The organism is Achromobacter sp. DMS1 (assembly GCF_001270295.1).
This window is the reverse complement of sequence record NZ_LHSJ01000004.1, coordinates 5,784-27,461: the sequence shown is the minus strand read 5'-3', so window position 1 is coordinate 27,461 and position 21,678 is coordinate 5,784. Positions and strand designations below refer to the sequence as shown.

The following is a 21,678-nucleotide window of genomic DNA, read 5'->3' as shown; positions in this document are numbered from 1 at the left end:
CGAGTTCAGGTAGTGCGTAAGGAAAGGAAGGCCGGCTTACATGCCGAAGTAAATGCCCTTGGATTGCTGGTAGAGCCGCATGCCGGTGATTCCCTTTTCCCTGCCGATGCCGCTTTGCTTGAAGCCCCCGAACGGGGTGGAAATCGATAGCTGCTTGTAGGTGTTGATCCAGACGCTGCCCGCCTCCAGCCGCTGCGCGATGCGCCAGGCGCGCCGGTAGTCGACCGTCCACACGCCAGAAGCCAGCCCGTAGACGCTGTCGTTGGCCTGCGCGATGAGGTCGTCCTCGTCCTCGAACGTCAGCGCGCACAGCACCGGGCCGAAGATCTCTTCGCGCACGACGGTGGCGTCCGGCTTCAGGCCGGCCAGGATCGTGGGGAGATAAAAGGCCCCCCGAGCCAGCCGTTCGTCGCCGGGGCGGGCGCCGCCCAGCAGCACCTGCGCGCCGTCGCGGCGGGCGGCCTCGACCATGCCCTCGATGCGCTCGCGCTGGCCGAAAGAGGCAATGGGCCCCATCTGCGCCCGCTCGGCGTCGGGCAGGTCCACCCGCAGGCTGCCGGCGCGCGCGGCCAGCCGCTCGATGAAGGACTGGGCGATGGACTGCTGCACATACAGCCGCGAGCCTGCGACGCAGGACTGGCCGCTGCCCTCGAAGATGCCGCCGATCACCGCGTCGATGGCCGCGTCCTGGTCGGCGTCGGCAAACACGATGTGCGGCGACTTTCCGCCCAGCTCCAGCGCCACCGGCATCAGTTTCTCAGCGGCCGCGTGCGCGATGGCGCGCCCGGTGGCCGTGCCGCCGGTGAAAGACACCATGCGAACGCCCGGATGCTGCACCAGCGGACCGCCCACCCGGGCGCCGAGGCCGGTCACGATATTCAGGATGCCGGGCGGCAGGCCGGCCTCGAGCGCGATGCGCCCGAGCTCCAGCGCGGGGGAGGAAGTGACTTCGGAAGGCTTGAGTATCACCGCGTTGCCCGCGGCCAGGGCCGGCGCGACTTTCTGGGCCTCCATGGTGAGCGGCGAATTCCACGGCGTGATCGCGAGCACCACGCCATACGGGTCGTAGCGCGTCATGGAGAGATAGTTGCCGCGCGGCGGCGTGACTTCGGCGCACAGGGTTTCGCAGACCCCGGCGTAGTAGCGGAAGGTGGCCGCCGCGCTGGCGACCTGCGCCTTGCACTCGCTCCAGACCTTGCCGTTCTCGATCATCTGCAGGCGCGCCAGGACTTCCGCGTTGGCGTCGATGCCGTCGGCCATGCGGCGCAGCAGGGCGGCCCGCGCATGCGGAAGCATGTCGCGCCAGGCGGGCTGTCGCACCGCGCGCCCCGCGGTGTCCACGGCGAGGTCGATCTCGGCCTGCGTCGCCCCGCTGATGCGGAAGTTCACGGTTCCGGTCGCAGGGTTGACGGAGTCGAAAGCGCCGCTCTCCTGGGCGATCCATTGATCGCCGATCAGCATGGATTTGAGTGAAAGCTCGGATTCTGGCATGAGGTGTCTGTTCCTGGAATAGAGGCCGCCGGGGCGGACCCGCCGGGCGGGTCCCGCCTTTTTTTCATTGACAGCCAGCGGCCGGATCGTCTTAAAATAGAATGAACGTTCTGTCTGTTGGAACGAACAGAATATACAAACCGCAGGTCGATGACAAGAGGAGACGTGAAGATGAAGCACAAATGGCTGCGCGGATGCGCATTCGCCCTGGCGCTGTGCGCGGCGGCCGCGCGGGCGGACACCTATCCCGCCAAGCCGGTGACCATGGTCGTGCCCTATCCGGCGGGCGGCGCGACCGACGTGGTGGCGCGCGCCGTGGCCGAAAAGCTCGGAACGGCCTGGCGCGGATCGGTGATCGTGGAAAACCGCGCGGGGGCGGGCACGACCATCGGCGCAAGCGCCGTGGCGCGCGCTGCGGGCGACGGCTATACCCTGTACATGACCACCTCCGCGCACACCATCAGCGGGCACATCTATTCCAAGCTGAACTACGACCCCGTCAAGGATTTCGCGCCCATCACGCTGGTGACCAAGGTGCCGCTGGTGCTCGTGGTCAATCCCTCCGTGCCCGCCGGCAACCTGCGGGAATTCCTCGCCTATCTGGAAAAGCAGGGCGACACGGTCAACTTCGCCTCGCCGGGCAACGGCACGGCGCAGCACCTGAGCGGCGAGCTGTTCAAGATCGCCACGCACACCGCCATTACCCACGTGCCGTACCGCGGCGACGCGCCGGCGTTCACCGACCTGGCCGGCGGCCAAGTACAGATGATGCTGGCCACCATTACCTCGGCTCTGCCGCTCATTCATTCGGGCAAGCTGCGCGCCCTCGCGGTGGCTAGCGGTACGCGCGTCAAGGCGCTGCCCGACGTGCCGACCTTTGGCGAAGCCGGCATGCCGGGCTTCGAGGCTGCCACCTGGTTCGGCCTGCTGGCCCCCGCGTCCACGCCGCCGGCGCTGACCCAGCGTATCTACCAGGACGTCTCGCGCATCGTGGACACGCCCGAGATGCGTGAACGGATCGAAAGCCTGGGCGGCGAAGTCGTCAACAGCACGCCCCAGGCCTTCGCCGCGTTCATGACGGACGAACAGGCCAAATGGGGCAAGGCCGTGAAGGTGTCGGGCATGGCGGTGAATCCGTAGCCGGCATGCACGCCGCTTCCGGGCGGCGTGGTTTCCGCGGCATCAGCCGCAACGTTTCAATAAGCAGAAAACAGGCAGGCCGGCGGCGCGTCGCGCCGTCGAGCCGGCGGAGGAGACAGAGTATGAAAACCGTCAAATGGCTGGCGGCGGCAACCGCCGTTTTCGCGTTGCAGGCCGCTCCCGCGGGAGCGGCCGAGTATCCCAATGCGCCCGTGAAGTTCGTGGTCGGGTTCAGCCCGGGCAGCACCATCGACACCGTGGCGCGCATCGTCGGCGAGGCGCTGCAGCGGCGGACCGGGCAGCCGTTCGTGGTCGAGAACAAGACCGGCGCCAACGGCATGATCGCGGCGCGCATGGTGGCGCAGGCGAAGCCGGACGGCTACACCATCCTGGTCAGCAATTCCAGCTCCATCACGGTCAATCCGCTGCTGTTCAAGGATTTGCAGTACGACCCTCTGCAGGACTTCGCGCCGGTCACCACGGTGGTGTCTGTGCCCTTCATTCTGGCCATCAACCCCGAGAACGAGCGCATGCGCGGCGTGACCGACGTCAAGAGCCTGGTGGAGCTGGCGCGCCGCAATCCCAGCACGGTGAGCTACGGATCGGCGGGAAACGGCAATCTCATGCACCTGGCCGGCGCGCAGTTGGCGACCATGGCCGACGTGAAGATGCTGCATGTGCCGTACCGCGGTGCGGCGCCCATGGAGGCAGGGCTGCTTTCGCGCGAAGTGGACTTCGGCTTCGATACGCTTTCCGGCGTGCCGCTGATCAAGTCGGGCAAGCTGCGTGCGCTGGCGGTTTCCACCACCGACCGTTGGAGCGATCTTCCTGAGGTGCCCGCGATGGCCGAGCTGGGCTACCCGGGCTTCGATGTGTCGTTCTGGGTCGGCATTCTCGCGCCGGCCGCAACGCCGGAGAAGGTAGTGGCGCAGCTCAACCGGCATATCGCGGAAGCGGTGCGCGATCCGGAAGTCCGCAAGCGCCTGGCGGCGCAGGGCAGGCCCGGCACTCAGGAACCTGCGGCGTTCGCGGTCAAGATCACGGACGAGCTCAAGCAGAACGAGGCGCTGATCAACGCGCCGACATCAAGATCGACTGAGATCCGGCGGGCCCGCTGCGGGCCGGCCCTACAAGGAGAATTATCCGTGTCCTGGCAGAAAGAACTGGATGAACTGGCGCTGCGCAAGAAGCTCGCCGCGCGCATGGGCGGAGAGGAGAAAGTGAAGCGCCACCGCGACGCGGGCCGGCTTCCGGTGCGCGAGCGCATAGAGAAGATGCTCGACCCCGGCTCGTTCCGCGAAGTGGGCGCGCTGGCGGGCAGCGCACAATACGACGCCGAAGGCAGGCTGGTCGACCTGACGCCGTCCAACCTCCTGATCGGCAGGGGCCGGGTCGAGGGCCGCCCGGTGGTGCTGGCGGCGGACGACTTCACCGTGCGTGGCGGCGCCAACGACGGCGCCGTCGGCGACAACCTGGTGGAGTCGGAACGCATGGCGCAGGATCTGCGCCTGCCCTTGCTGCGGCTGGTGGACGGCACCGGAGGCGGCGGCTCGGTGCGCAATATCGAGATCAAGGGCCATACGCTGCTGCCCAAGCTGCGCATGTGGCCGCTGATGGCGCAGAACCTGGCGGCCGTGCCAGTGGTGTCCCTGGCGCTGGGTTCCGTGGCGGGATTGGGCGCGGCGCGCGTGGCCGCCAGCCATTACTCGGTCATGGTGCGCGATACGTCGCAGCTCTTCATCGCCGGGCCGCCGGTCGTGGCGCGCATCGGCCAGAAGCTGGAAAAGAACGAGCTGGGCGGCAGCGAAGTGCATACGCGCAATGGCGTGGTGGACGACGAGGCGGAGTCGGAAGAAGCGGCCTTCGCCCTGGCGCGCCGCTTTCTTTCCTATCTGCCGCGCTCCGTGGCCGAAGCGCCGCCCAGGGGCGAACCGGGTCGCGCGGCGCCGGACCAGGACTGGCTGCGCGAAGCCGTGCCGCGCGACCCCAGATCCGTCTACAAGATGAGGCCCATCGTCGAGCGGGTGGTCGATGAGGGGTCGTTCATGGAGATCGGCCGGCGGTGGGGGCGGGCGGTCATCACCGGACTGGCCCGCATCGACGGCTGGCCGGTGGCGGTGTTCGCCAGCGATCCGTATCAGTACGGCGGCGGCTGGGACGGACCGGCCGCCGAGAAGTTCACGCGGTTGCTGGACCTGGCGCAGACCTTTCACCTGCCGGTCGTGAACTTCGTGGACGTGCCGGGTTTCCAGATCGGTTTGCAGGCCGAGAAGAGCGGCGCGATGCGCTACGGCGTGCGTGCGCTGACCGCAGTGGCCCAGTCCACCATGCCGTGGTGCTCCATCATCGTGCGCAAGGCGTTCGGCGTCGCGGGAGGCGGGCACCAGAACGCCGGCCGCCACAACTTCCGCTACGCCTGGCCGTCTGCGCAGTGGGGCTCGCTGCCGGTGGAGGGCGGCCTGGAGGTGGCCTACAAGGCGGAAATCGAAGCGGCTGACGACCCGGCCGAGAAGACCAGGCAGATCGAGGACCGCGTGCGCAGCCTGGCGTCGCCATTCCGCAGCGCGGAGGCCTTCGTGGTGGAGGACATCATCGACCCGGCCGAGACGCGCGCCGCGCTGGAGGAGTTCGTCGCCCTGACGGCCCCGCTGCGCGGCGCGGGCCCGGCCGCATTCGGCTATCGGCCCTGAACGGGAGGGAACCATCATGAAACGAGTGCTGGTTGCCAACCGGGGTGCGGTGGCGCGGCGCGTCATCCGCGCGCTGCGCAGCCTGGGGCTGGAATCGGTCGCCGTCTATTCGGAAGCGGACCGTGGCATGCCCTACCTGGAAGAGGCCGACGCCGCTGTCCTCATCGGCCCCGCTCCCGCCGCGCAAAGCTATCTGGATGCCGGGGCATTGCTGCGCGCCGCACGCGAGACGGGCGCCGACGCGGTGCATCCGGGCTACGGATTTCTTTCCGAAAACGCGGATTTCGCGCAGGCGGCGGAAGCAGCCGGCCTGCTTTTCATCGGGCCCAGTCCGCGCTGGATTCGCATGCTCGGGCACAAGACCGAAGCGCGCGCCGCCATGAAAGCACTGGGCATGCCGATGGCCGCCAGCAGCCCGGTGCTGGGCGACGACTCTGCCGCGGCGCGGCGCGCGGCCGACGAGCTGGGATATCCGTTGCTCATCAAGCCGGCCTGCGGCGGCGGCGGCATCGGCATGCTGCCCGTGTTCGGGCCCGCCGAGGTGGCATCGCAATGGGAGCGCGCCCATGCCATCGCCACACGCAGTTTCGGCAAGGCCGACCTGTACCTGGAACAACTCGTCGCCGAAGGCGACTGCGTGGCGAAAGTCGAATCCATGAAGATGGAGATCCCGGTCGAGGCCGAGCGCGCAGGGGTGGTCAAGCGCGTGCTGGTCGCCGAAGGCGTGGAGGTGGACGAAGGCCAGGCCATGGCCGAACTGGAGTGACGGCCATGCCGATTCGAACCGAATTGCGGCATCAAGGCCGGGTAGCGGTGCTGTGGATGGACAACCCGCCGGTCAACGCCATGAGCGCCGACCTGCGAGAGGCCCTGGGCAGGGCGCTGGACGAGGCCCTGTCGGAAGAGGGCATCCGTGCCATCGTGCTGGCGGGCGCGGGCGAATTTTTCTGCTGCGGCGCCGAGATCCGGGAGTTCAACACGCCGGCCTCGTTGCGCGAACCCAGCCTGCGCGAGCTGATCGGTCGGATAGAACGCGCGGACAAGCCGGTGGTGGCGGCGGTGCATGGCGCGGCGCTGGGCGGTGGCCTGGAGCTGGCGCTGGGGTGCCATTATCGTGTGGCGCTGGCCGGGGCGAAGCTGGGCCTGCCCGAGGTCAAGCTCGGCATACTGCCCGGAGCGGGAGGAACGCAGCGGCTGCCGCGAGCCGTCGGCGTTGTCCGCGCGCTGGAGATGATTGTCGAAGGCGAACCCAGCTCCGCTGCACGGGCGCTCGCGGACGGGTTGCTGGACGCAGTCTTCGACGACGGCCTGGCCGGCCGGGCGCCGCATACGCGTTCGAGCGGGCCGACGTGCCATTGGGCGGCCGCGTGCTGGGCGCGCGCCGCGCGTCTGCGCCCGCCGATCCGCAAGCCTATGACCGGGCGCTGGCGCAAGGACGGCGCCGATTCCGGGGATGCGTCGCGCCGGAAGCCTGCGTGGCGTGCGTGCGCCAGGCCGTCGAGAGCGATCTGGAAGCGGGTCTGGCCTATGAGCGCCGGCGTTTCCAGGAACTGGTCCAGGGCAGCCAGTCGCGCGCGCAGCGGCATCTGTTCTTCGCCGAACGGGTGGCGATGCGCACGCCGGCGCCCGGCGAGGCGCCGGCGCGGGTAGGCGTGGTGGGGGCGGGCACCATGGGCGGCGGCATCGCGATGAGCCTGGCCAACGCCGGGCTGGAGGTCGTGCTGGTGGAGCGCGATGCACAGGCCCTGGAACGGGGCTGGAAGACCATGCAGCACAACTACGCCGCCAGCGTGGCCAAGGGACGCCTGAGCGAGGAAGCCATGCGCGAGCGCCTGGGCCGCATCCGCCCCAGCCTGTCGCTGGAGGATCTGGGCGACGCCGGCCTGGTGATCGAAGCGGCTTTCGAGGACATGGCGGTCAAGCGCGACATCTTCACGAAGCTGGACGCCATATGCGCGCCTCACGCCATTCTGGCGTCCAACACGTCCCGCCTGGATATCGACGAGATCGCCGGATTCACGGCCCGGCCGGCGCGCGTCCTCGGCATGCATTTCTTCAGTCCGGCCAACGTGATGCGCTTGCTGGAAGTCGTGAGGGGAAAAGCCACGTCGCCGGAAACCCTGGGCGTGGCGTTCGCTCTGGCGCGCCGCATGGGCAAGCTGCCCGTGCTCGTCGGCGTGTGTGACGGATTCGTGGGAAACCGCATGGTAAGCCCTTACACCCGGGAGGCGCATTTTCTGCTCGAAGAGGGGGCTTCCCCTCGGCAGGTGGACGGCGCGCTCGAGCGCTTCGGCCTGGCGATGGGACCGCTGCGCATGGCGGACATGGCTGGACTGGACATCAGCTGGGCTTTCCGCAAGCGCACTGCGCCCACCCGGCCCAGGCACCTGCGCTATTCCCGCGTGGCCGACCGCCTGTGCGAACAGGGCCGGTTCGGCCAGAAGACGGGCGCAGGGTTCTATCGCTACGAGGCGGGCAGCCGGGCGCCAGTCCCGGATCCGGAAGTGGATGCGCTGATCGAGGCCTGCGCGAGGGAGGACGGCATCGAGCGCCAGGCCATTTCGGACGAAACCATCGTCGCGCGCACCATGTATGCGCTGGTCAACGAAGGCGCCAGGATCCTCGAGGAAGGCATTGCGTCCTGCGCTTCCGACATCGACGTGATCTATGTGCACGGCTACGGATTCCCGGCGTTCCGGGGCGGGCCGCTTTTCTATGCGTGCGAAGTCGGCCTGCCCGAGGTGCTGGCGTCCATCCGCCAGTTCCATGCCCGGCATGGCGAGCTGTGGGAGCCGGCTCCCCTGCTGGAGCGTCTGGTGCGCGAAGGAAAAACGTTCTACGACTTGTGAGGCCGGAACGGCTCGCGCCGTCCGCCAGGAGAGGAATCATGGAAAACGAAAGCAGGGATGCGGGGCCGCAGGCGCGGTATTTCGCCGCGCTTGCGCGCGGGCGCTTCGAAGTCCAGCGCTGCGGGGACTGCGACCGCCACCAGTTCTATCCGCGCACGCTGTGCGTGCATTGCGGCAGCCTGGCGCTGCAATGGGCAGCGCCGTCGGGCGAGGGTGTCGTGTATTCGTTCAGCGTGGTGAGGCGCAAGCCCGAGGCGGGGGGCGACTACAACGTTGCCCTCGTCGACTTGCGCGAAGGGATACGGATGATGTCCCGCGTCGAGGGCGTGGCGCCCGACGATCTGCACATCGGCATGCCGGTGCGCGCCCGCGTCCGGGACGGCGAAGGCGGTCCGCTGGTGGTCTTCGACGCACAGGGGGTGGCGGCATGACGGCGCTCGAATCCCTGCGGGGCAAGGTTGCCGTGGCGGGCGTGGGCCACGCCGGCCTGGGCGCGGCCCACGGCTATACCGAAATGGAGATTCTCGCGCAGGCGGCCTGCCGCGCCGTGGCGGATGCCGGCCTGTCCATGCGCGACATCGACGGCCTGGCGACGTGCAGTTCGTCCGCCACGATGTGGAGCATGCCGGTGGCCGAATATCTGGGCCTGCGCCCGCGTTTCATCGAGGCCACCATGCTGGGCGGAAGCAGCTTCGTGTCGCATTTGCTGCCTGCGGCGATGGCGCTGGAATCGGGCCAGTGCGATGCCGTGCTGGTCTGCTATGGCAGTACGCAGAAGACCGCGGCGTTCGGCCGCAGCGAAGGTGTGAAGGCCAGGTCGCTGCTCGACCCGCAGCCGTACGAGCATCCCTATCGCCCCTTGCAGCCCATTACCTCATACGCATTGGCCGCGGCGCGCCACATGCACCAGTACGGCACCACCCGCGAGCAGCTGGCCGAAGTGGCGGTGGCTGCGCGCAAATGGGCGCAGCGTAACCCGGAGGCCGCCTTGCGCGACCCGCTTTCCATTGCCGACGTGTTGAACGCGAGGATGGTGTCCGATCCCCTGACGACGCGCGATTGCTGCCTGGTGACGGACGGCGCGGGCGCCTATGTGCTGGTGCGCGCGGATCGCGCCCGCGACCTGCCGCAGCCGCCAGTCTACCTGCTGGGCAGCACCACGGCCGTGTGGAACCGCCAGATTTCTTCCATGGAAGACCTGACGGTCACGGCGGCGGCGGAATCCGGGCCGCGTGCACTCGGCATGGCGGGCGTGTCGGTGAGCGACGTGGACGTGGCGGAGCTGTACGACGCCTTCACCATCAATACGCTGCTCTTCCTGGAAGACCTGGGATTCTGCCGCAAGGGCGAGGGCGGGGCTTTCGTTGCGCAAGGAGGCATTGCCCCGGGAGGTCGGCTGCCGGTCAATACGAACGGAGGCGGGCTGTCGTGCGTGCATCCTGGCATGTACGGCATTTTCCTGGTGATCGAGGCGGTGCGGCAGTTGCGCGCGCAGGCGGGAGAGCGCCAGGTGCCGGGCGCGGAGATCGCGCTCGTCCATGGCAACGGCGGAACTCTCTCCAGCCAGGCCACGGCGGTCTTCGGCGGGCCCGCCACGCGGTGACGGGCCCGGAACAAGGAGCATCCATGCTGGACAAGACTGTGGCAAGCCTGGCCGACGCCGTTGCGGGCGTGCAGGACGGGGCGGTGGTAATGATCGGCGGTTTCGGGGCATCGGGCGTGCCGACGGAGCTGGTCTGCGCGCTGCTGGACCAGGGCGCCAGGGAACTGACGATCGTCAACAACAATGCCGGCAACGGCGAACGCGGGCTGAGCGAGCTGATACGTGCGGGGCGCGTGCGCAAGATGATCTGTTCTTTCGCGCGCTCCTCGGACCGGCGCAAGCCCAACGCGGCGGCGTTTGCCGAAGCCTACCGGGCCGGCCGGATCGAGCTGGAATGCGTGCCGCAGGGCACCATGGCCGAGCGCATGCGGGCCGCCGGCTCGGGGCTGGGGCCCTTCTTCACGCCCACGGCCTATGGCACGCCGCTGGCCCAGGGCAAGGAGACGCGGGTGATAGACGGGGTGGGTTACGTGCTGGAGCAACCGCTTAAGGGCGATTTCGCGCTGGTGAAGGCCGAGGCCGGCGACCGCTGGGGGAACCTCGTCTATCGCTACGCGGGGCGCAACTTCGCGCCCGTGATGTGCATGGCGGCGCAGACCACGGTGGCGCAGGTGGACCGTATCGTCGAAAAGGGAGAGCTGCCGCCCGAGCATGTCATGACTCCCGGCATTTTTGTCCAACGCGTCGTGCAGGTGGAGCGCAGCCATGTCGTTTGAAAAACTCAGCCGGGCCCGGATCGCGCAGATGGTGGCGCAGGACATTCCCGACGGCGCCTACGTCAATCTCGGCATCGGCATCCCGACCCTGGTTTCGAGCTTCCTGCCGGACGATCGGGACGTCATCCTGCACACGGAAAACGGCATTGTCGGAATGGGGCCGGGAGATTCTGGCGCGCCGCTGGACCTGGATCTCATCAATGCCAGCAAGGAGGCCGTGACGCTGTTGCCAGGGGCGTCCATCACGGATCACGTGGTGTCGTTCGCCATGATGCGAGGCGGGCATCTCGACCTGACGGTGCTGGGCGCGTTCCAGGTGTCCGAGCGGGGCGACCTGGCCAACTGGGACACGGGCGAGCCGGGAACCATTCCCGCCGTGGGCGGGGCGATGGATCTTGTGGCTGGCGCGCGGCAGGTGTACATCACCATGGAACACACCACCAAGGACGGCCAGCCCAAACTGGTGCGCGAGTGCAGCTATCCGCTGACCGGCGCCGGGGTGGTCGACCGCGTGTATACCGATATGGCGATCATCGACATCACGCCCGGCGGCATGGTGGTGCGCGCCATGGTGGCGGGCCTTTCGTTCGGGCGATTGCAGGAACTGACCGGCTGCCCGCTGGCGCTGGCCGGCGATTGGAGAGCGCTGAACGCAGGCTGAGGCCGTATTCGTCCCACATATGGGTTCCGGGTTGACACCGGGTTTTTTTGCTTCCAGAATGTTCTTTCAGTAAGAATATAAGTTCTATCTAGCAGAACATGCGCTTGCTTCCCTGGAAGCGGAGCGCGCAAGGCAGGAGACTATGGACACCATTTGCACAGACGCGGGCGGCGCGAGGCTGGCCCGGCGTTTCGTCGAGGCAGTGCGCGGCTATGCGCGGCCCAGGCAGGTCGATGCGGACATATGCTTCCGGTTCGGCGGCATTCCGGTGCTCGTCGCGGTGCGGGGCGGCCAGGTGGCGCGGGCCGGCATCGTCGAGGGGCCGATGTGTTCGTGGGATTTTTCGCTCTCCGCCGGCGCGCCGGCCTGGGAGCGGTTCTGGCGGCCGTTTCCCGAGGCCGGCTGGCACGACGTTTTCGCGCTGGCCAAGCGCGGCGAGATGGCGATCGAAGGCAATCTCCAGCCCCTGATGGCCAATCTGCAGTACGTCAAGGATATGGCGGCCCTCGGCAGGGAGGCGGCATGACGGCGGCGCTGGAACCCATCGTGGGGCGGTATGTGACGCTGGAGGTGGCGGGGCGCCGCTGCCGCGTGTACTTCGAGGAGGCGGGCCAGGGCATCCCGCTGGTGTGCCTGCACACCGCGGGGGCCGACGGGCGGCAGTACCGCCACATGATGTGCGACGAGGCCGTCACCTCGCGCTTTCGCGTCATGGCGTTCGACCTGCCCTGGCATGGCAAGTCGTATCCTCCCGAGGGCTGGCAGGACGAGGAGTACCGGCTTTCCACCGATCTCTATGTGGAAACCGTCATGACTTTCTGCGCCGCGCTCGGGCTGGAGCGGCCGGCCCTGATCGGCTGTTCCATCGGCGGGCGCATCGTGCTCGAGCTGGCGCACCGCCACAGCGACCGTTTCCGCGCGCTGATCGGCGTGGAAGCCGCCGATTACCAGGAGCCCTGGTACGACACGTCGTGGCTGCACCGCCCCGACGTGCACGGAGGCGAAGTCTGCGCGGCGCTGGTGTCGGGCCTGGTCGCGCCGCAGTCCCCCTCTTTGCACCGCCATGAAACGCTGTGGCAGTACATGCAGGGCGGGCCGGGCGTGTTCCGGGGCGACCTGTATTTCTATCGCGTGGACGGCGACCTGCGGGGCAGGCTGGGAGGCATCCGGACGGACCTGTGCCCCCTTTTCCTGCTGACAGGCGAATACGACTTCTCTTGCTCGCCGCAGGACACGCTGCGCACCGCCGGGTCCATTCCCGGCGCGCAAGTTTCGATCATGCGCGAGGTGGGTCATTTCCCGATGAGCGAGAACCCCGGGCAGTTCCGGCAGTACCTGCTGCCGGTGCTCGACCAGATCAGCGCCGCGCCGGTTCGGACGCAAGGCGCATAAGCACAGGAGACAGAAAAAATGAAAATCCCGCATATCGTGCTGTTGTCTTCCGTCCTGGCCGCCGGCGGCGGGGCCCAGGCGCAGGATACGCTGACGCTGGGTGCGCTGGTGACGCTTTCGGGCGCGGCCTGGGGCCAGGGCATGAAGAACGCCGCGGAAATCGCGGCCGACCAGGTCAACAAGGCCGGCGGCCTGGATGTGGGCGGCAGGAAATACCAGGTGAAGGTGGTGGCCTATGACGACAAGTACCAGGCCAACGAGGCGGTGACGGTGGCCAACCGGCTGGTGTTCGAGGACAAGGTCAAGTACATCATCGGCCCGGTGGGGTCGGCGCCGGTGCTGGCCATCCAGCCCATTACCGAGAAGAACCGCGTGATCGTCATGACGCTGGGCTTTACCGCCAAGGCGCTGTCTGAGGACAAACCCTATACCTTCCGCCCCAACGTGACGACGGCCGAGGTTTCGCAGCCCCAGATCGACTGGCTGGTGCGCACGCAGGGCATCAAGAAGGTGGGCGCGCTCTTTCCGAACGACGAGACGGGACAGCAGATCGCCCAGGACCTGGAGGCGGCCTACAAGAAGGCGGGGGCGAAGCTTCCGGTGAAGGAATTCTTCGAGCGCGACCGCGTGGATTTCGTGCCGCTGCTCACGCGCATGCTGGCGCGCGGCATCGATGCCATCGAGCTGGACGGCAATTCGCCCGCCACGGCCGGCATGATCGTCAAGCAGGCGCGCGAGCTGGGATACGCCGGCAAGATCGTTCGCACCGGCGGGCCGGCCACGCAGGAGATCGTCAACGTAGCGGGCAAGGCGGCCACGCAGGGTATGTTCGTGCACACGCCCATCGATCCGGAACTGCCGTCCACCAAGGCCTACATGGACCTGTACGCGGCGCGCTACAAGCATTCCATGAACGGCTTCAGTCCGGCGTTCTATGACGGCGCCAACCTGCTTTTCGAGGCGATGCGCAGGGCCGGGACGGTGGACGATACGGAGAAGGTGCGCGCGGAGCTGGAGCGCATCTCGGGCTTCGAAGGGGCGCTGGGCAGGCTAGGCTGGACCGGCAAGGCCATGTACGGCATCGACCATCAGCTCGACGCGCCGTTCTACGTGGCCGAGGTGCAGGACGGCAAGGAAGTCATCCGCGCGCGCTGCACCGTCGAAGGCTGCCGCTAAGGCGCGGGGAGAACCGTTCGTGGACTGGACTTTCCTGGCAACGCAGGCGACGGTCAACGGCCTGATCGTCGGCCTGCTCTATCTGCTGATGGCAGTGGGCTTCACGCTGGTGTTCGGCGTGATGCGCATGGTGAATTTCGCCCATGGCGAGTTCTACATGCTGGGCGCCTTCGGCGCGTATTTCCTGGTTTCGGGGGCGCAACTGCCATTCATGGCGGCCGTGGCCATTACCTTCGCCGGCGCCCTGGCCGGCGGCGCGCTGCTGGAATGGGGCGTGCTCAAGCCGTTCCGGCGCGACGAGCTCAATGGCATGATCGCCACCATCGGGCTGGCGATGATTCTGCAGAACCTGGCCCTGATGTTCTTCGGGCCGGACCCGCTGTCCATGCCGCCCGTGGCCGAGGGCGTCACCCGCCTGGGCAAGGCGGTCGTTCCCACGGCGCGGTTGTACGTGGTGGTCTTCGCCTGCGCGGTGCTGGCGCTGCTGTACGGCTTTCTCCGTTTCTCGCGCCCGGGCCGCGCCCTGCGCGCGGTGGTGGAAGACATGGAGATCGCTGCGATCCAGGGTATCCGTTCCAGGCTGTATTACCCGTTGGGGTTCGGCCTGGGCGCCGGGCTGGCGGCGGTGGCGGGCGCGCTGATGGCGCCGCTTTTCTCGGTGTCGCCGTTCGTGGGGGGCGCGCCGCTGCTCAAGGCGTTCATCGTGGTGATCCTGGGCGGGCTGGGCAGCATTCCGGGCGCGGCCGTGGCGGCCATGCTGCTGGGGCTGGTCGAGAGCTATGCCAGCCTGCTGCTCGCGGGCAGCACGGCCGACATGTTGATTTTCGCCATCGTGATGGCGATGCTGGTGCTGCGGCCCAAGGGGCTGCTGGGCCGGGGAGAAGCTTGAAATGACGACTCTCGCTCTTGCGGCGCGCCCCGGCGGCCGCGTGGGGCCGCTCGGCATGGCTGGACTGGTTCTGCTCGCGGCGCTGGCGGCGCTGCCCTGGTTCTCGGGCGCATTCGTGCAGCACCTGGCCGTGCTGGTCTGTCTGAATGCGGTCATGGTGAGTGGGCTGGCGCTGGTGGCCCGCTGCGGACAGCTTTCGCTCGGGCACGCGGCCTTCGTGGCAATAGGCGCGTACGCGTCGGTGCTGGCGGCCCGGCATTGGGGCCTGTCGTTCCTGCCGGCCATGCTGCTGGGCGCGCTGGCGTCGGCGCTGGTCGCGTTGCTGCTCGGCTGGGCGATCCTGCGCCTGCGCGGCGTGTATTTCGTGCTGGTGACGTTCGCGTTCGGCGAGCTGCTGCGCCTGGCGCTGCTGGACGGCGCGGCGCTGACGGGCGGCGCCAACGGCATTGCCGGCATCGGCGCGGCGCAGGTGTTCGGCTTCGCGTTCGATACGCGCGAGCGGTTCTACGGCCTGGCGCTGGCCGCGGCGCTGTTGTCGCTGTGGATGCTGCATGCGCTTTTTCGCAGGCCGCTCGGGCATGCCATGGACGCGCTGGCGGACAATCCGGCGCTGGCGGAATCCACGGGGCTCAACGTGCAACGCATCCAGCTCCTGGCGTTCGTGGCCGGGTGCGCGCTGGCGGCGGCGGCGGGCGCACTGCAGTCGCGCTACATCGGCTATGTGTCGCCGGAGTCCTTTAACACCAGCGTGTCCATCGGGTTCATCATCATGTTGGTCATCGGCGGCCGGCGCTCGGTCTGGGGGCCCCTGGTGGGTGCGATGGTGCTGACGCCGCTGCCCGAGCTGTTCCGGGGGGCGGTGCAGACCCAGCACATTTTCTATGGCGCGGCGCTGATCGTCATTCTGCGCTTTCTGCCGGACGGGCTGGCCAGCCTGCCCCGCCGCGCGCGCCAGCTTTGGTCGAGGGATGCGGCATGAGCGCACCACTGTTGCAAGTCGAAGGACTGTCGCGCAGCTTCGGCGGACTGGCGGCCCTGCGCGGCCTGTCTTTCGAGGTGCGCGAAGGAGAAATCGTGGGCCTGATCGGGCCGAACGGCGCCGGCAAGACCACGGCATTCAACGTGATCAGCGGCACGCTGCCGCCCACTGGCGGGCGCGTGCGCTTCGCGGGGCACGACATCGCGGGCGGTCCGCCCAGCAAAGCGGTGGCCCGGGGGCTGGTGCGCACGTTCCAGTCGGCCACCAGCTATCCCGAGGAAACGGTGGCGGGCAACGTGTACCGGGGGCTGCTTTCGCGCATCCTCGGCACCGTGCCGCGCGGACTGGCCGGCCGGGAGGATGGGGGCCTGCCGGCGAGCGGTGTGCAGGCCGAGATGCTGCGCATCCTGGACCTGACCGACCTGCGCGCATGGCGGGACGCGCCCGCCGGCGGCCTGGCCTACGGTCTGCAGAAGCGACTGGGCATCGCCGTCGCGCTGGCGGCGCACCCGCGCATGCTGTTGCTGGACGAGCCGGCGGCGGGGCTGAATCACGAGGAATGCAACGAGCTGGGCCGCCTGCTGCGCCGCCTGCGCGATGAGGAGGGCCTGACGCTGCTGCTGGTGGAGCACCACATGGCGCTCGTCATGGCCCTGTGCCAGCGCATCGTCGTGCTGGTGCAGGGAGAGAAAATCGCGCAAGGCGCGCCGGATGCGGTGCGCGCCAATCCCGCCGTCATCGAAGCCTATCTCGGAGCGCCGGACTATGCCCATGCTTGAAGTCGATGCCTTGACCGTGCGCTACGGGCGGCTGGAGGCCGTGCGCAATGCCAGTTTCGCTGTGGACGCCGGCCAGATCGTGGCGCTGATCGGATCGAACGGCGCGGGCAAGAGCTCCGCGCTCAAGGCCGTGATCGGGCTGGCCCGGGCGGCGGACGGACGCATCCGGTTCGACGGACGGGACGTGACGGCGATGCCGGCCGCGTCGCGCGTGGCGGCCGGCGTGGCGCTGTCGCCGGAAGGCCGCCGCCTGTTCGGGCGCATGTCGGTGCAGGAAAACCTGCTGGCCGGTGCGCACGGCGTGCGCTCGCGCGCCGTGCGCCGCCGCACGCTGGAGGAGATCTATGCGTTGTTTCCGAGGGTGCTGGAACGACGGCGCCAGCTTGCCGGGTCGCTGTCGGGCGGCGAGCAGCAGATGGTGGCCATCGGGCGGGCGATGATGGCCAACCCTAAGCTGCTGATGCTGGACGAGCCGTCGCTGGGCATCGCGCCCAAGATCGTCGCCGAGATCGCGGCCGCCATCGAGCGCATCAACCGGGACAAGGGCCTTTCCATCGTGCTGGTGGAGCAGAACGCGCGCCTGGCGCTGCGGCTGGCGCACCAGGCCTATGCGCTGGAGCACGGCGAAATCGTGCGCTCGGGGCGGGGCGGCGATCTGCTGGCCGACCCTTTCGTGCAAAAAGCCTATCTGGGAGTGTGACGCATGGCCGCATCCGGCGAGACCTTGCCCCGGTTCGAAGTGTATGCCCTGCGCTATGCGCACATGCCGCGCCGCCGGTCCGACAACTTCCTGGGCGGCGACCCGCACGACGGCCCCATGCCCATGGATTTTTTCGTCTGGCTGGTGCGCCGGCCCGGCCGCGTGGTGCTGGTCGACACCGGCTTCAATGCCGAGACGGCGCGCGCCCGGCGGCGCGATCTGCTGCGCTGCCCCATCGGGTTTCTGGCGGCGCTGGGCGTGGCGCCCGCGGACGTGGACGACGTGGTGCTCACCCATCTGCACTACGATCACGCGGGCAACCTGGACAAGCTGCCGCGTGCGCGGCTGCATGTGCAGGACGACGAAATGCAGTACGCCACCGGGCGCTGCATGTGCCACGAGCCGTTGCGGCACGCCTATGCCGTGCAAGACGTAGTGACGCTGGTGCGCCGCGTGTACGAAGACCGCGTCGTGTTCCACGACGGCGACGGCGAACTTGAGCCGGGCTTGCAGCTCTTGAAGATTGGCGGCCATACGAAGGGCCTGCAGGCCCTGCGGGTGCATACCCGGCGCGGCTGGGTGGTGCTGGCTTCCGACGCCAGCCACTATTACGAGAACATGGACGACGGACGTCCGTTTCCCATCGTCTACAACACCGCCGACATGCTGGCGGGATACGGCAGACTGCGCGCCGCGGCCGACTCGCCCGGCCACATCGTGCCGGGGCACGATCCGGAGGTGCTGCGGCGCTATCCCGCGCTGGCGGCGGAGGCCGATATCGCCTGTCTGCACGAGCCGCCGGCCGGGTAGGGCGCGTGCGCCGTTTCCGCGCCCGTCGCCTTGCGCTACAGTGGGCGCCACCCCAACCAGGAGCCCTTGCATGAGCGCACTCGATTCCTTTGCCGTCACCCGCAAATGGCCGGCGCGGCATCCCGACCGCATCCAGCTCTATTCGCTGCCCACGCCCAACGGGGTGAAAGTGTCGATCATGCTGGAGGAAACCGGCCTGCCCTATGAGGCGCACCGCGTTTCGTTCGACGCCCAAGACCAGTTCTCGCCGGAATTCCTGTCGCTCAGCCCCAACAACAAGATTCCCGCCATCCTGGATCCCGACGGGCCGGACGGCAAGCCGTTCGGGCTGTTCGAGTCGGGAGCCATTCTCCTGTATCTGGCCGGCAAGCGCGGGCAGCTCCTGCCGGCCGGCACGGCCGGACGCTACGAAACGCTGCAGTGGCTGATGTTCCAGATGGGAGGCATCGGGCCCATGTTCGGGCAGGTGGGCTTTTTCCACAAATTCGCGGGCAAGGACTACGAAGACAAGCGCCCGCGCGACCGCTACGCGGCCGAGGCCCGCCGCCTTCTGGGCGTGCTGGAGCAGCGCCTGGAAGGGCGCGACTGGGTCATGGGCAAGGAATACACCATTGCCGACATCGCGATCTTTCCCTGGGTGCGCAACCTGGTGGGCTACTACGGCGCGGGCGAGCTGGTGGCGTTCGACAGGTTCCGCAACGTGGCGCGCGTGCTGGCGGCGTTCGTGGCCCGGCCGGCGGTGCAGCGGGGCCTGGGCATTCCGGGCTGAGCCGCGCCGCCGGCACCGGCGCGCCGGCCGGGCCACGAACCGGCCCCTTTTTTGAGCCGAATCAAAAAGGGGTCGAATAAATATTTCCTCAAGTAATTAGCTTATTACTTATAGAACTAAGATTTCCTCCAGAGCTGGACCCCGATGCGCGAATACCCCGACGTGCACGCCGTCCAGCGCACTCGGAGGGAATATGAAGAAGTTCGGGATCAAGGCGGTGGCGGCGCTGGCCGTGCTGGCGGCGGGCGCCGTGGGCGGGGCGCACGTGCTGACGTCGGCGCGCAAGACGGACGCGGCCGGGGTCGATCTGGCGGATCGCAGCCTGGCCGAGGCTGGCGCCTATATCGCCCGCACGGGCGATTGCGTGGCCTGTCACAGCGCGCCCGGCGGCAAGCCTTTTGCCGGCGGGCTGGCGATGCAGACGCCGGTGGGCACGATTTATTCGTCCAATATCACGCCCGACAAGACGGCGGGCATCGGCTCCTACGCCTACGCGGATTTCAAGAATGCCGTGCAGTACGGCATCCGCAAGGACGGCACGCCGCTGTATCCGGCCATGCCCTATCCCTCGTACGCCATCATGCCGGACGAGGACGTGCGCGCGCTGTACGCCTATTTCATGACGCGGGTGCAGCCTGAGGCGCAGCCCAGCGCCGGCTCCACGATTCCCTGGCCGCTCAACATGCGCTGGCCCATGGCCTGGTGGCAGGCCCTGTTCGCGCCCAAGCGCGGCTTCGCGGCGCCGTCCGGGGCGGACGAGCAGGTGGCGCGCGGCGCGTACCTGGTGGAAGGCCCCGGCCATTGCGGCGCCTGTCATACGCCGCGCGGGCTGGCCTACCAGGAAAAGGCGCTGTCGCTGGCCGACGGCGACGCGTTCCTCAGCGGCGCGGTCATCGACGGCTGGCGCGCCAAGAGCCTGCGGGGCGAGGCCCAGGGGCTGCAGTCGTGGAGCGAGGGCGAAATCGGCATGTTCCTGAAGACGGGGCGCACCGACAAGGTGGCGGCTTTCGGGGCGATGGCCGACGTGGTCGAGCACAGCACGCGCCATTTCACCGACGGCGACATCGCGGCGGTGGCGGCCTACCTGAAGCAGTTGCCGCCGGCGCAGGGCAAGCTGCCGGCGTTCCCGCCCAAGCAGGACGCCACCACGGCCATGCTGCGGGAGGGCCGCTACGACTCGCGCGGCGCGGTCATCTATATGGAGCAATGCGTGGCCTGCCACCGGGCCGACGGCCAGGGCATGCCGCGCATTTTCCCGGCGCTGGCGGGCAACTCGGCGGTATACGCGCAGAACGCGCAGTCCATCATCCAGATCACGCTGGAAGGCGGACGGATGCCGTCCAGCGGCCAGGACGCCATGGCGTTCGCCATGCCCGGCTTCCGGCGGCTGAGCGACCGCGATATCGCCGACGTGATCAATTTCATCCGCACCGCCTGGACCAACCAGGCGCCGGCCGTGGCCGAATCCGACGTGGCGCATATCCGCGCCTTCCTGGCCGGCAAGCAGCCCAACATCGTCGCGGGAGGCGCGCAATGAGCAAGAAGAAGATCGGAGCGGCGCTGGCCGCGCTGGGGGCTGCCGGCGTCTTGACGGCCCTGGCCGCGCCGGGCGGCTCTGCGCCGCAGACGTATCCCGTGCTGGACAAGGACGGCAAGCCGCTGCCGGCCTACGCCATTCCCGCCGATACGGAGATCGACAGGGAGCCCAACGCGGACCAGATCCGGTACGGCCAGCGCTTGCTGAACGAGACGCGCCGCCTGCTGCCGCAGAACACCGGGGCCAGCATGAACTGCAACAGCTGTCACGTGCAGCAGGGCAAGAAGCCGCTGGGCGCGCCCTACATCAACACCTACAACGCGTTTCCGCAATACAACCCGCGGGCGGACAGGGTGGTGAGCCTGGAAGACCGCATCAACGGCTGTTTCATGAGGTCGATGAACGGCAAGCCGCTGGCCAGGGATTCCGGGGAAATGCAGGCCATGATCGCCTATATGAAGTGGCTGGCGCAGGATGTGCCCCACGGCGCCCAGGTCCAGATCAAGAATGCCTGGCCCATCGATACGGGCATCGTGCCCGACCCGGCGCGCGGCAAGACGCTCTATGCGGCGCAGTGCGCGTCCTGTCATGGCGCCAACGGCGAGGGCAAGAAGGACGGCGCCGGCAACGTCGTGTTTCCGCCGCTGTGGGGCGACGAGTCGTTCAACATCGGGGCGGGCCTGGCGCGCACATACAAGGCCGCGGCCTTCATCCGCAACAACATGCCCATGGGCGTGGCCACGCATGGCCGCTGGGGCGAGGGCCGCGACGGCACGCTGTCTGACCAGGACGCGGTGGACATCGCCGAGTTCTTCACCCACATGCCGCGGCCGGACTTCCCGGGCAAGGAGAAGGACTGGCCCAACGGCAAGAAGCCCAAGGACGCGCGGTACTGAAGCCGGGCCGGCCCTACAATCGGAGCCGGGTATCACTCCGGGTGCGGGGCCGTCATGGAATTACGCCAGCTACGTTATTTTGTGCGCGTCGTCGAGGCGGGCAGCATCGGCCGCGCCGCCATGTCGCTGGGCATGGTGACGTCCGCGCTCAGCCAGCAGATCAGCCGGCTGGAAGGAGAGCTTTCAACGCGGTTGCTGCAGCGCAGCGCCAGCGGCGTGGTGCCCACCGACGCGGGGCTGGCTTTCTTCCGGCAGGCGCAGCTTGCGCTGCGCCACGCCGACGATGCGGTGCAGGCGGCCCAGCAGGCGCGCCTGGCCGGGCACGTGAGCGTGGGCTTGCCTTCGACCACGGCGGCCATCCTGGGCGCGCCCTACGCGCAGGCCATGAACGCGCGCTATCCCGATATCCGCCTGCACCTGGTGGAGGCGCTGTCGGGGCACCTGAGCGACATGCTCAACGGCCGCCTGCTGGACCTGGCCGTGGTGTTCCACGCCGAGTCGGCCCGCCGCTGGAGCATCATGCCCCTGCTGGACGAACCGCTGTTTCTCTGTGCCCGGCCCGACATGCCCGGCCTGCCGCCGGGCGAGCGCGCCGCGCTGG

At 68.4% G+C, this 21,678-nt stretch carries 22 protein-coding genes and 1 pseudogene; 22 read left to right on the top strand and 1 reads right to left on the bottom strand.

Annotation, left to right across the window (positions count from 1 at the left end):
• Positions 1 to 36: 36 nt before the first annotated feature.
• Complete coding sequence (locus AD428_RS01050) at positions 37 to 1,491, bottom strand: aldehyde dehydrogenase (protein ID WP_053243821.1); 1,455 nt, start codon at positions 1,489 to 1,491, stop codon at positions 37 to 39.
• Between the two features lie 171 nt (positions 1,492 to 1,662).
• Between AD428_RS01050 and AD428_RS01045 the strand changes: the two genes are divergently transcribed.
• From AD428_RS01045 to AD428_RS00950, 22 genes and pseudogenes are all read left to right on the top strand, one after another.
• Complete coding sequence (locus AD428_RS01045) at positions 1,663 to 2,631, top strand: tripartite tricarboxylate transporter substrate binding protein (protein WP_053243820.1); 969 nt, start codon at positions 1,663 to 1,665, stop codon at positions 2,629 to 2,631.
• Positions 2,586 to 3,647 (top strand): annotated as a pseudogene (locus AD428_RS26955) (Bug family tripartite tricarboxylate transporter substrate binding protein); the annotation flags it as partial. The gene AD428_RS01045 and the pseudogene AD428_RS26955, both read left to right, overlap by 46 nt.
• Positions 3,648 to 3,776: 129 nt before the next feature.
• Complete coding sequence (locus AD428_RS26950; RefSeq protein WP_053243842.1) at positions 3,777 to 5,321, top strand: acyl-CoA carboxylase subunit beta; 1,545 nt, start codon at positions 3,777 to 3,779, stop codon at positions 5,319 to 5,321.
• A gap of 16 nt (positions 5,322 to 5,337) precedes the next feature.
• A complete protein-coding gene (locus tag AD428_RS01035; protein ID WP_082308199.1) occupies positions 5,338 to 6,087 on the top strand; it encodes a biotin carboxylase N-terminal domain-containing protein in 750 nt (249 codons plus the stop codon).
• A gap of 5 nt (positions 6,088 to 6,092) precedes the next feature.
• Complete coding sequence (locus AD428_RS29180; RefSeq protein WP_369798669.1) at positions 6,093 to 6,971, top strand: enoyl-CoA hydratase-related protein; 879 nt, start codon at positions 6,093 to 6,095, stop codon at positions 6,969 to 6,971.
• Positions 6,932 to 8,170 (top strand): 3-hydroxyacyl-CoA dehydrogenase, encoded by a 1,239-nt coding sequence (locus AD428_RS29175; RefSeq protein WP_369798668.1) that lies wholly within the window; start codon positions 6,932 to 6,934, stop codon positions 8,168 to 8,170. The genes AD428_RS29180 and AD428_RS29175 overlap by 40 nt, the downstream gene beginning before the upstream one ends.
• Positions 8,171 to 8,208: 38 nt before the next feature.
• The gene (locus tag AD428_RS01025; RefSeq protein WP_053243819.1) at positions 8,209 to 8,601 is read left to right on the top strand and encodes a Zn-ribbon domain-containing OB-fold protein; all 393 of its coding nucleotides are present in this window, start codon (positions 8,209 to 8,211) and stop codon (positions 8,599 to 8,601) included.
• Positions 8,598 to 9,773 (top strand): thiolase, encoded by a 1,176-nt coding sequence (locus AD428_RS01020; protein WP_053243818.1) that lies wholly within the window; start codon positions 8,598 to 8,600, stop codon positions 9,771 to 9,773. Before AD428_RS01025 ends, AD428_RS01020 begins: the two co-directional genes overlap by 4 nt.
• 23 nt (positions 9,774 to 9,796) lie before the next feature.
• A complete protein-coding gene (locus AD428_RS01015; RefSeq protein ID WP_053243817.1) occupies positions 9,797 to 10,489 on the top strand; it encodes a 3-oxoacid CoA-transferase subunit A in 693 nt (230 codons plus the stop codon).
• Positions 10,479 to 11,150: a 3-oxoacid CoA-transferase subunit B gene (locus AD428_RS01010; RefSeq protein WP_053243816.1), complete on the top strand. Its 672-nt coding sequence runs from the start codon at positions 10,479 to 10,481 to the stop codon at positions 11,148 to 11,150. Before AD428_RS01015 ends, AD428_RS01010 begins: the two co-directional genes overlap by 11 nt.
• Positions 11,151 to 11,292: 142 nt before the next feature.
• The gene (locus AD428_RS01005) at positions 11,293 to 11,676 is read left to right on the top strand and encodes a hypothetical protein (protein ID WP_053243815.1); all 384 of its coding nucleotides are present in this window, start codon (positions 11,293 to 11,295) and stop codon (positions 11,674 to 11,676) included.
• Positions 11,673 to 12,542 carry an alpha/beta fold hydrolase gene (locus tag AD428_RS01000; protein WP_053243814.1) on the top strand — a complete coding sequence of 290 codons (870 nt, stop codon included), beginning with the start codon at positions 11,673 to 11,675 and terminating at the stop codon, positions 12,540 to 12,542. The genes AD428_RS01005 and AD428_RS01000 overlap by 4 nt, the downstream gene beginning before the upstream one ends.
• An 18-nt stretch (positions 12,543 to 12,560) precedes the next feature.
• Complete coding sequence (locus AD428_RS00995; RefSeq protein WP_053243813.1) at positions 12,561 to 13,718, top strand: ABC transporter substrate-binding protein; 1,158 nt, start codon at positions 12,561 to 12,563, stop codon at positions 13,716 to 13,718.
• Positions 13,719 to 13,737: 19 nt separating this feature from the next.
• Complete coding sequence (locus AD428_RS00990) at positions 13,738 to 14,607, top strand: branched-chain amino acid ABC transporter permease (protein WP_053243812.1); 870 nt, start codon at positions 13,738 to 13,740, stop codon at positions 14,605 to 14,607.
• Position 14,608: 1 nt separating this feature from the next.
• On the top strand, positions 14,609 to 15,586 hold the full coding sequence (locus AD428_RS00985) for a branched-chain amino acid ABC transporter permease (RefSeq protein WP_053243811.1): 978 nt from the start codon (positions 14,609 to 14,611) through the stop codon (positions 15,584 to 15,586).
• Entirely contained in the window at positions 15,583 to 16,365 is a 783-nt protein-coding gene (locus AD428_RS00980; protein ID WP_053243810.1) for an ABC transporter ATP-binding protein, read from the top strand. Before AD428_RS00985 ends, AD428_RS00980 begins: the two co-directional genes overlap by 4 nt.
• Positions 16,352 to 17,065: an ABC transporter ATP-binding protein gene (locus AD428_RS00975; protein WP_053243809.1), complete on the top strand. Its 714-nt coding sequence runs from the start codon at positions 16,352 to 16,354 to the stop codon at positions 17,063 to 17,065. The genes AD428_RS00980 and AD428_RS00975 overlap by 14 nt, the downstream gene beginning before the upstream one ends.
• A gap of 3 nt (positions 17,066 to 17,068) precedes the next feature.
• On the top strand, positions 17,069 to 17,875 hold the full coding sequence (locus AD428_RS00970) for an N-acyl homoserine lactonase family protein (RefSeq protein ID WP_053243808.1): 807 nt from the start codon (positions 17,069 to 17,071) through the stop codon (positions 17,873 to 17,875).
• A 70-nt stretch (positions 17,876 to 17,945) separates the two neighbouring features.
• Positions 17,946 to 18,644 (top strand): glutathione S-transferase N-terminal domain-containing protein, encoded by a 699-nt coding sequence (locus AD428_RS00965; protein WP_053243807.1) that lies wholly within the window; start codon positions 17,946 to 17,948, stop codon positions 18,642 to 18,644.
• Between the two features lie 193 nt (positions 18,645 to 18,837).
• The gene (locus AD428_RS00960; protein WP_053243806.1) at positions 18,838 to 20,181 is read left to right on the top strand and encodes a cytochrome c; all 1,344 of its coding nucleotides are present in this window, start codon (positions 18,838 to 18,840) and stop codon (positions 20,179 to 20,181) included.
• Entirely contained in the window at positions 20,178 to 21,077 is a 900-nt protein-coding gene (locus AD428_RS00955) for a c-type cytochrome (protein WP_053243805.1), read from the top strand. Before AD428_RS00960 ends, AD428_RS00955 begins: the two co-directional genes overlap by 4 nt.
• Positions 21,078 to 21,131: 54 nt before the next feature.
• The coding region (locus AD428_RS00950) for a LysR family transcriptional regulator (RefSeq protein ID WP_152967946.1) at positions 21,132 to 21,678 on the top strand (547 nt) is incomplete at its 3' end.